This window comes from Pseudarthrobacter naphthalenicus (genome assembly GCF_029076445.1).
Taxonomy (GTDB): domain Bacteria; phylum Actinomycetota; class Actinomycetes; order Actinomycetales; family Micrococcaceae; genus Arthrobacter; species Arthrobacter naphthalenicus.
The window spans coordinates 1-570 of record NZ_JARESG010000086.1 but is presented as its reverse complement, the minus strand read 5'-3'; the positions used below and the strand labels follow the sequence as shown (position 1 = coordinate 570).

Annotated in this window: 2 protein-coding genes; both read left to right on the top strand. The window is 68.8% G+C overall.

Annotated features, from left to right (window positions below):
- Positions 1-12 precede the first annotated feature (12 nt).
- Positions 13-162 carry a hypothetical protein gene (locus PY310_RS21600; protein WP_342755767.1) on the top strand — a complete coding sequence of 50 codons (150 nt, stop codon included), beginning with the start codon at positions 13-15 and terminating at the stop codon, positions 160-162.
- A 116-nt stretch (positions 163-278) separates the two neighbouring features.
- Positions 279-542: a hypothetical protein gene (locus PY310_RS21510; RefSeq protein ID WP_275216660.1), complete on the top strand. Its 264-nt coding sequence runs from the start codon at positions 279-281 to the stop codon at positions 540-542.
- Positions 543-570 lie beyond the last annotated feature (28 nt).

Sequence of the window (570 nt, the reverse complement as noted above, 5' to 3'; positions counted from 1 at the left end):
AACCCCTACAACATGGTGCGCGCCACGTTCGAAGCGCTGAAGGCCCAGTCCTCGCCCCGCCAGGTGGCGGCGAAGCGCGGCAAGAAGGTCTCGGACGTGATCGGCCGCCGCGCCGACGGCGCCTCGGCCCAGGCCGCGGCCGCTGCTGACGCGGAGGGTTAAGCACATGTCGCAAGTGAAGATCCGCCAGACGGGCAGCCCCATCCGCCGGACCAAGGACCAGCGCGCCACGCTGGCCCTCGAAGGCCTCTTCGGCCACCTTCTGCAGGCCCAGGTCGATGGACAGCATGATGTCCGAGCCGGGCACGGGGTCGATGCGGCGCAGCGTGCGCATGGGGCGCCCGCCGGCGGTGACTTCGGCCCCGTCCAGCATCGAGATACGCGATTGCGAGAAGACGCTCGATTCGTCAGGCACGGTAAGCTGTTCGGCCGCCGCGGTGATCGTGGCGGCAGTGCCGGTGATCGATTGCGCGCCGATCTTCACCGTGCCCGAAACCGTGTCGTACCCCAGCGCGCGCACCCCGTCGGAAAAGACCATGTAGATGGGCTCCACGCCGACCGGGATCAGAT

Bases quoted from the DNA above. Each gene is read 5' to 3' on its own strand.
- PY310_RS21600 (WP_342755767.1), top strand. From the start codon at position 13: ATGGTGCGCGCCACGTTCGAAGCGCTGAAGGCCCAGTCCTCGCCCCGC.
- PY310_RS21510 (WP_275216660.1), top strand. From the start codon at position 279: ATGGACAGCATGATGTCCGAGCCGGGCACGGGGTCGATGCGGCGCAGC.